Below are 8,430 nucleotides of genomic sequence, written 5' to 3' on the forward strand. Positions count from 1 at the left end.
CGCGATCAAGGGCGAAGCCCTTGCCAGGCGACGGTGATATCGGGCCCGGCCTAATCGCGGGACAAGCCCGCTCCCACCGAGAGTGCTGCCGCTCTCAAGGCCTGCGATATCCCTGGGGCTTTAGCCGCGAACACCGGCGTAGCCGGTGCCATGCATCGCGTAGGATTCTTCGCGGCTAAAGCCCACAGAAGCGCTGCTGGCTCAATGAATGATGTGCAGTCGGGCGCAGGGCTACTGCGCGGTATCGATACTCACCACCACGGACATCCCCGGGCGCAAGCGCTTGGCTTGCGGCTGGTCGGGGTCGACAGTGATGCGCACCGGGATGCGCTGGGCGATCTTGACGAAGTTGCCGGTGGCATTGTCCGCCTGCAACAAGGCGAACTCCGAGCCGGTGGCCGGCGAGATCTGCTGCACATGCCCACGCAGCTTGAGGTGGTTCAGTGCATCCACGGTGAAGGTCGCCGGCTGGCCGATGCGCACATTGGCCATCTGGGTTTCCTTCATGTTGGCGATCACCCACAAGGTATCGGGCACCAGCGCCATCAACTGCGCGCCGGAATTGACGTACGCCCCCAGGCGCGTGCCGATCTGCCCCAGCTGGCCGTCGCGTGGTGCCGTGACCCGGGTGTTGTCCAGGTCGATGCGTGCCAGCTCCACGGCCGCCTTGGCGTTCTCCACCGAAGCCTCCAGGGACGCATGGTTGACCACCACCGTTTCGCGGTCCTGGCGAGCGATTTCCAGGGCCGCCTTGGCCTGTGCCAGGCTGGCCACCGCAGCGGCATGGCTGGCCCGGGCCAGGTCCAGCTCTCGGCGCGACACCGAGCCGTCGCTGACCAGGGCCTGGTTGCGACGCAGGTCGGCGCGGGCCTTGTCGGCCTGGGCACTGGCGTCGGTGATGGCTGCCTGGCGCTGGGCGATGGTGGCTTCGGCACTCTTGCGCTGTTGCAGGTTGTTGGCCAGGGCCGCCTGCTGCTGTTTCAACTGGGCGATGGCCTGGGCCAGGCGCTGCTTGTAGATGCGGTCGTCCAGCTGCACCAGCAGGTCGCCACGCTTGACGAACTGGAAGTCATGCACCGGCACGTCGACGATATAGCCGGCCAGCTGCGGCCCGATGATCGTCACCTGGCCGCGCACCAGGGCGTTCTCGGTGCTCTCGATGGCGCTGCCGAACGGTGGCAGGCGCCAGGCATAGAGCACCAGCAGCACGCCAGCCAGGGCCACGCAGGCGAAGCTGATCGAGGAGAGGATACGCACCCGCCGGGTGCGCACCTGGCTGCCGGGCTCGCTGGGCGGCGCGGTGCCTTCGGGCGTTTCGGCGAGGGCGGTGGTGGTCGTGGACTGGGTCGGTTGGGTCATCGGCTCGAAGCATCGCGTGAAGTGTCGGGGGCGGCAGCGGGCCGGGTGTACCAGAGCCAGAAGCTGCGAATGAGGATCCAGATCATGGTGGCCACGGCAATGCTGGCGATCAGCATGAAGACATCGTTGTAGGCCAGGATGTTGGCCTCGCGGGTGGCCGCGTTGGCCAACAGGCGCGTACCGACCTCGCTGCGCAGGCCCGGGTCGGCGATCACCCCCGCGTAGCCGGCGCCACCACTTTGGACCCGGGCGTGGACCAGCGGTTCGAGGTAGCTCAGGCGGTCGACGATATGGCTTGAATGGAACTTCTCCCGCGCCGTCTGGAACGTGCCCAGCAGGGCCGCGCCGATCAGGCCGCCCAGGTTGTTGCAGATCCCGAACATCACCGAGAAACTCACCAGGTTGCGCGGGTTGGTGCGCACATGGCTGATGCCCAGGGCCATGGACGGGCCGAGGAAGAAGGTGCTGCCGAAGGCCAGCATGAACTGGCTGAGGTACATCTGGTGCGGGCGGGTAAGGTTGCTCGAGCTGCTGTCCATGAAGGCCCCGGCCGCCATGGCCGCCAGCGAAATGAACAATGGCGTGACCAGGTGCGCGGGGTTGATGGTCAGGGCGCTGGTCAGCAGCCCCGTGGCCGCGCCCAGCAGCATGACCCAGTACAGGCTGCGCATCTGTTCGCTGCCCAGGTTCAGCGCCTGCAGGAAGCCCACCGCACCGGTGGATTGCTCGGAAGTGACCATGCGGATGAGGATCACGCACAAGGCCAGGCGTACCACCGCGCCACTGCCCAGCCAACGGGTCATCAGCAAGGGGTTGCTGCGGTTGTGTTCGATGGCCAGCCCCGAGCACACCAGGGCGATGGACGCTGCCAGCGCGACCCCGATCCACGGCGCCTCCAGCCACCAGTCGATACGCCCCAGGGACAGCACGGCGCAGAGCAGGGCGGTGCCGCTGGCCATCAGCGAGAAGGTCAGGAAGTCCAGGGGCTCGAAGGTCTTGAAACGATCGCCCGGCGGCAGCTTGAGCAACAGTACGCAGCCCAGCGCGGCCAATGCCAGGCCCAGTTCGAACATGTACAGGCCACGCCATTCGGCGATCTGCAGGAGGTCTTCGGAGAACACCCGGGCCAGCGGCACGGCCAGCTGCGAGGCGCCCAGGCCCAGCACCATGGCCTTGAGGCGCCACTGCGCCGGGAAGGCCTGGATCATGTAGTAAAGGCCCAGCGAGCTCAACGCCGCCCCGACCATGCCGTGCGCCGCACGCACGGCGATGGCCGAATTGAGGTCGTTGACGAACAGGTGGGCGAAGGTGACCAGGGCATAGAGCACCAGGAACACCTCGGTGAAGGCGCGCAAACCGAACTGCTGGCGGAATTTCACCAGCAGCAGGTTCATCGACACGTTGGTCATCACGAAGGCGGCAGGCAGCCAGGCCATTTCCGCACTGGTGGCGCCCAGTGCGCCTTGCAGGAAGGTGAGGTTGGCGGTGACCAGCGCGTTACCCAAGCCCCCGGTGATGGCCACCAGCAGCCCGACCAGGCCGTAGGCCAGGCGTGTGGCAGGCGAATGCAGGGGCGTGGAGGGTGAACCAGGAAGGCTGGGCTTTTCGTGGGGGAGCCACTGACGCGGCGCGTATTTGTCCATTCCTGATACAGCCCTGGGTTCGCGTGGAAAAAACTCTACGCGACTGGAGAGGGTGTTGGAATACCTGTGCTTGAGTCAAACGAGCCCGGGGCTGTCATGCAGCCCATCGCGGGGCAAGCCCCGCTCCTACAGTGGCCCTGCGACCCGCTACCTTGTGGGAGCGGGCTTGTCCCGCGATGGGGCGCGCAGCAGCTCCAATGGCGCCGCCTAGAGCTATAGCCCATCGACCTGAACGCAAACATCCTTGCCATCGATGACCTTGCACGGCCAGTTGTCATTGATGTAGTGATCCGGCTTGAAGCACACCCGTTCGTCATTGACCCAGAACAGCTGCCAAGCAGACCCGGAGATCAGTAGCTTCGAGCAGGGCGAATACCCCCTGGCAAGCAGAGCCAGGGTAGTCAGGACCATCACTGCCGGTACCACATACAGCAGCGTCTTCAATGACAACCCGAACATCAAGGTCTGGAAACGGTGCAGCCGTGAAGCGGGAGGCGGGTCGAACTTCTTGCCGGTCCAGGCGCAGATCGCGCTGCCGACCAGCAGAATGGCCAGCGCGGGAGGCGCCATGAGCAACCCGAATGCCAGGTATGGCGTTTCCACGACGGGGGCGCCGCGCAGGAGCCTGCCGTACAGCGGGAACAGGTAATGGATATAGGCGTACACCGAGATGGCTCCGACCAGCAGAAATGCAATGAGCATGATCACTGCCAACGACCTGATCTTCAGTGCCGTCGGTTCGGAGGATATCTGTGAAGAGTGTGTTTTCATCGTCAGAACTTGGGTAGATTGAACGTTGGCAGCGAAGGCATTGACGGCATCGATGGCAGCCTGGGTGCGCTTGGCCAGGTTGGCAGGTCAATACCGTCTGGACGCAATTTGCGGATGATCCAGGACTTGGCTTCATCGTAAAGCTCGTCGGCAATTTTACCCGCGACGTCGGCAGCGGTTTGCTCCGCGTAGCGGCGCAGGTCGGCTGGCTTGATTTCGGTGATCGTTTTGTGGATCGCCTGGATGTGATCCACTGCATAGCGCAAGCCGGCCTTGACGGCATTCTTGATGCCGAAATGGTTGTCCAGCGCGTTAAGCCCAAGCCCTACCGCGAATACGACGAGCGCTCCGGCAATGACCGGTGCGGCAGCGGCGGTGAACAACGAGCCAACGGCCAGCGCCGCGGCGTAGCCGAGCGCCGAGGCGATGCCCGCCTTGATCAACTCCACGCCGACGCCGCCGAACAGGTCGCTCATGATGTGCTCGTCACCAAATACCCATTCGGCTACCTCGATGGCGACGGCCACATAGCAGGAAAGCTTGAACCCTTTGATGGACGAGCCGCGCACGCCATATTTGCCGATGCCCATGCTGACCAGCTTGGCGTTCTGGATGCCATAGCGCGGCGCGTTGAGTGTTTTGCGCAGGCCGGGATAGCCGGTGAGGATCACGTACTGCTTGCCGTTGCGCACCGTGTAACGCACCTTCGTGCCGATACCATTCATGTCGCGGATGAACGCGGTGATGTTCCTAGCGTCCCAGGCCGCCATGGCCGTGGGAACGCCCCAGGTCGTATTGACGAAGGAATGAGGCACGCCATTGTAGGTGGACTTCACGCTTTGCCATGTGCCATTCAGCATCTCGCCCTGTGTGCGGTTACAGGCCAGCGGTGGCTGGGTGGCACAGTGTTTCTGCTGGGCGAACTGGGCCTGTGCGTGAAAGTCCTCCAGCGTCATGATCACCATTTCCCGGTGATTCTGATCCATTTCCCGGTCTAGTTGGCTGAGTTGGCTTTCACTCACGCTCATGGCGACGCTCCCTGAAATTCGCTGTGTACTGCCTCATGGCTAAGCGCAAGGAGCCTACACCCCGAAAGTCCACCAGATCAAACCGGTGGGTAAAATCCGTGGCAATAAATCGATAAAGCGTATACCGCTTCACATCCTCCCCAGCGCCTCTGGTGACTGCGGGCGGGCGTCACCAGAGCGAGGTATGGCGTATCGCCATCATTTGACAGCCTCTGTCAAGCACGTTTTCATTAGTCGATTTCCAGCTTGATGCAGGATGCATTGGTATGATTACGGACGCCCTCGAGTCGATGCTCACCCAGCATCAACGCCTGTTCACCTTCGATTCCCCCTTGCCCCCGGAACAAGAGCTGCAGCTGCTCAGCTTCAGCGGCCGGGAAGCGATCTCCGAACTGTTCAGTTTCCAGGTAGAGCTCATCTCCCAGGATGCCCGCATCGAACTCAAGAAACTGATCGGCAAGAAGGTCACCCTGGGGATCGCACTGGCCGACGGCAGTACCAAGTACATCAGCGCACATGTATCGGACTTCGTGCATACCGGCGCCGATGGCGGCATCGCCAACTACACCGCCGAGCTCGTGCCCTGGATCTGGATCCTCAGCCGCCGTCGCGACTCGCGCATCTTCCAGGACAAGACCACCGAGCAGATCGTCAAGGAAGTCTTCGCCTACTACCTCACGCTGGCGGACCATGAGTTCCGCCTAAGCCAGCCGCTCAAGCCGATCAGCTATTGCACGCAATACCAGGAATCCGACCTGAACTTCGTGTTGCGCCTGCTGGAGCAGGAAGGGCTGTTCTTCACCTTCCAGCACAGCCAGGAAGGCCATCGCATGATCATCAGCGATGACAGCAGCATGCTCCCTCAGCTCGAGCGCCAGCCGGTGATCCGTTATCACCGCGCATCGGTGACCGAGACAGCCGACTCGATCACCTCCTGGTCCGCGGCACGCCGCTTCCAGCCGACACGCCTGACGCTCAAGTCGTTCGATTACAAGCAGCCCGGCAACCCGCATCTGGTCCAGCTCAATTCGGTCAACCAGCAGGGCGATATCGGCCACTACGAAGTGTTCGAATACGAAGGCCTTTATGGGTACGCAAATGCCGACGAAGGCATGCGCAAAGCACGCCATCGCCTCGAAGCGATGGAGGTCAACGGCAAGACCTTCAACGGTGAGAGCAACTGCCGAGCGATGGAGCCTGGGCATTATTTCGAGCTGACCCAGCACTACGACCATGACAACGATGCCCCGGACGATCGACAGTTCCTGATCCTGTCGGTCAACCACTGGGGGCAGAACAACTACGCCAATGATGGCGAAGCCGGTTACCGCAACGGGTTCACCTGCATCCGTCGCAAGATTCCATTCCGGCCTGAGCTGCATACCCCGCGCTCGGCCATTACCGGCCCGCAGACCGCCATCGTCGTCGGCCCCCCTGGCGAAGAAATCTATACCGATGAACTGGGCCGGGTGAAGTTGCAGTTCCATTGGGACCGCAACGGCGAATTCAACGACCAGAGCTCCTGCTGGGTACGCGTCGCCCAAACCGGCGCCAGTGGCGGGTTCGGTAGCATCCAGATCCCACGCGTCGGCGACGAAGTGGTGGTGGTATTCCTCGACGGCAACCCGGACCGTCCGCTGATCATGGGCAGCCTGTACAACACTTCCAACACCCCGCCATGGTCGCTGCCGGCGAACAAGACCCAGAGCGGCTTCCTTACCCGCTCGACGAAAGGCGATGGCGGAACCGCCAACTTCTTCCGCTTCGAAGACAAGGCCGGCGCCGAGCAGATCATCATGCACGCCGAGCGCAACATGGACACCGAGATCGAACTGGACGAGACCCATGATGTGGGGAACAACCGGACGATCACGGTGGGTGGGGCGCATACCGAGACGGTCAAGAAAGATACCGTGGTGCAGGTCACCGAGGGCTCCTACACCCTTCAGGTCGACAACCAGTTCATTCAGGTGGCGGCCAAGCAGCACATCATCCTGCAGGTAGGCGACAGCAGCATCAAGCTGACCCCGGAAGGCATCGAGATCAAAGGCAAGGTCATCACCACCAACAGTACCGACCTCACGCAGATCACCGGCGCTCCTGTACGAATCAACGACTGAGGCGGGTAGAGATGAGCAGGACGTCGATCTACGACCGCATTTCCGCCAAGCGCGAAGCCCAACAGGAAGCCGCCCGCCTGGCCGAGCTGGCGCAAGCCGCCAGCGTACCGGAGCCGGTGGTCGAGCCGGAGCCGGTACCTGTCGCGCTGCAGGATGTGGCCAGCGGTTTCACCTTTGGTGGTTTCACGCTGCAATTTCCAGTCGGCTTTCGTTTCCGCGACATCCAGACCACCCTCGAACATGAAGGCGAGCCGGTTACCCTGAAGATCCGCCGCCGTGATGTCCGCTCTCGGCAAACCTTGGAGCAGTTGTTCGAGGCTGCAATCCAGGCGTTGCGTGAATTGAACCCGCAACTGCGCGTGATCCGCCAGCGTGACTGCTACGTGGCCGGCAGCCCGGCCAAAGCCGTGGATTTTCACTTCAATGCCGGCCATGAACCCCGACATGGGCGGATGGTCGGGGCACTGGTGCCGGTCGAGGGTAGCGACTCGCTGCAATGGCTGGATATCTCCTGCGTGATCGACCCGACCCGACCGAGCCTCAGCCAATGGCTGACCGACTTCGACCGTATGCTCGACGGCCTTGCATTGCGCTGACCCGAACGTTTTCGTTATCAGGAATTTTCATCACATGGACTATGAATTGCAGGAAGGTGGCATCACGCTGCCGGCAGGTTTCGAGGACCGTACGGTCAATATGTTCGTTCTGGGGGCCAGTGTTCCTGCGCCGTTGAGCATCACCATATCGCGGGACACCCTGCTGCCGGACGAAGCCCTGCAAGCGTATGTGGATCGCCAGGTCAAGATGTTGACCTCCAAGCTGCGCGGCTATACCCGCATGGGCAACAAGCCCGTCTCGCTTTCCACGACCGCGCCGATTCCCGGCATCCAGATCGACGCCTACTACATGAACCAAGGGCGCCCGCTGTACCAGCGTCAAGCCGCCTTCATCATCAGCCCCGGGCGTGCATTGATCTTTTCGACCACTGCGCAGGCCGACTTCAGCCCTCAGCAAAACCAGGACTGGGACAACCTGCTGGCCAGCTTCACCCCACGTAACCCCGACGTCACCAGCGCCGAGCCCGGCGAACAGGAGTAACCCCTCATGTTCGAAGCGGCCAGGTTCGGCGACGAGATTTCGCACACCAGCGCGCTGGGGGGCTTCCTGATCGGAGCCGCCCTGGGGATCGCGCTGGTGGCCACGGTGGCCATCGCCACGTTCACATGCGGGTTCGGCGTGGCCTTGCTGGCCGGTCTCGCGGCAGGTGTAGGGGGCAGCTTGCTGGTTGCCGCAGGGGAGGCGATAGGCAAAATGTTCTCATCCCCCTCAGGGACGATAACGACGGCCTCCCCCAACGTCTTCATCAATAGCCGCAAGGCCGCCCGCGTCGAAAAAAGCATCGGTGCCTGCGACAAGCACCCAGGGCCGGTGCAGATCGCCGAAGGCTCGACCAACGTCTTCATCAACAGCGTGGCCGCCGCACGCAATGGCGACAAGCTGACTTGCGGC

General features: G+C 62.6%; 8 protein-coding genes. 4 read left to right on the top strand and 4 right to left on the bottom strand.

The features are described 5' to 3' along the window. Positions 1-231 precede the first annotated feature (231 nt). The 4 genes from AC1MHZ_RS23160 to AC1MHZ_RS23175 all read right to left on the bottom strand — a co-directional run bounded on the left by AC1MHZ_RS23160 (position 232) and on the right by AC1MHZ_RS23175 (position 4,801). Positions 232-1,359 (bottom strand): HlyD family secretion protein, encoded by a 1,128-nt coding sequence (locus AC1MHZ_RS23160; protein WP_224455794.1) that lies wholly within the window; start codon positions 1,357-1,359, stop codon positions 232-234. Beyond that, complete coding sequence (locus AC1MHZ_RS23165) at positions 1,356-3,002, bottom strand: MFS transporter (RefSeq protein ID WP_482966997.1); 1,647 nt, start codon at positions 3,000-3,002, stop codon at positions 1,356-1,358. The genes AC1MHZ_RS23160 and AC1MHZ_RS23165 overlap by 4 nt, the downstream gene beginning before the upstream one ends. 213 nt (positions 3,003-3,215) lie before the next feature. Beyond that, on the bottom strand, positions 3,216-3,725 hold the full coding sequence (locus tag AC1MHZ_RS23170; RefSeq protein WP_084857917.1) for a hypothetical protein: 510 nt from the start codon (positions 3,723-3,725) through the stop codon (positions 3,216-3,218). A 50-nt stretch (positions 3,726-3,775) separates the two neighbouring features. Next, positions 3,776-4,801, bottom strand: a complete 1,026-nt coding sequence (locus tag AC1MHZ_RS23175; RefSeq protein ID WP_084857817.1) for a hypothetical protein — start codon at positions 4,799-4,801, stop codon at positions 3,776-3,778. A 266-nt stretch (positions 4,802-5,067) separates the two neighbouring features. Here AC1MHZ_RS23175 and AC1MHZ_RS23180 point away from each other — a divergent pair, with 266 nt between their 5' ends. From AC1MHZ_RS23180 to AC1MHZ_RS23195, 4 genes are all read left to right on the top strand, one after another. Further along, a complete protein-coding gene (locus tag AC1MHZ_RS23180) occupies positions 5,068-6,921 on the top strand; it encodes a type VI secretion system Vgr family protein (RefSeq protein WP_482966998.1) in 1,854 nt (617 codons plus the stop codon). 11 nt (positions 6,922-6,932) lie between these two features. Continuing rightward, positions 6,933-7,517, top strand: coding sequence for a hypothetical protein (locus AC1MHZ_RS23185; RefSeq protein ID WP_416767956.1), 585 nt, complete (start codon positions 6,933-6,935; stop codon positions 7,515-7,517). A 34-nt stretch (positions 7,518-7,551) separates the two neighbouring features. Then, a complete protein-coding gene (locus AC1MHZ_RS23190) occupies positions 7,552-8,019 on the top strand; it encodes a DcrB-related protein (protein WP_224455784.1) in 468 nt (155 codons plus the stop codon). Positions 8,020-8,025: 6 nt separating this feature from the next. Continuing rightward, positions 8,026-8,430 (top strand): PAAR domain-containing protein (locus AC1MHZ_RS23195; protein ID WP_482966999.1); only part of this gene is annotated, 405 nt, incomplete at its 3' end.

It is taken from the genome of Pseudomonas sp. FA-1 (genome assembly GCF_056856075.1).

Bases quoted from the DNA above. Each gene is read 5' to 3' on its own strand.
- AC1MHZ_RS23175 (WP_084857817.1), bottom strand. From the start codon at position 4,801: ATGAGCGTGAGTGAAAGCCAACTCAGCCAACTAGACCGGGAAATGGAT.
- AC1MHZ_RS23160 (WP_224455794.1), bottom strand. From the start codon at position 1,359: ATGACCCAACCGACCCAGTCCACGACCACCACCGCCCTCGCCGAAACG.
- AC1MHZ_RS23190 (WP_224455784.1), top strand. From the start codon at position 7,552: ATGGACTATGAATTGCAGGAAGGTGGCATCACGCTGCCGGCAGGTTTC.
- AC1MHZ_RS23165 (WP_482966997.1), bottom strand. From the start codon at position 3,002: ATGGACAAATACGCGCCGCGTCAGTGGCTCCCCCACGAAAAGCCCAGC.
- AC1MHZ_RS23180 (WP_482966998.1), top strand. From the start codon at position 5,068: ATGATTACGGACGCCCTCGAGTCGATGCTCACCCAGCATCAACGCCTG.
- AC1MHZ_RS23185 (WP_416767956.1), top strand. From the start codon at position 6,933: ATGAGCAGGACGTCGATCTACGACCGCATTTCCGCCAAGCGCGAAGCC.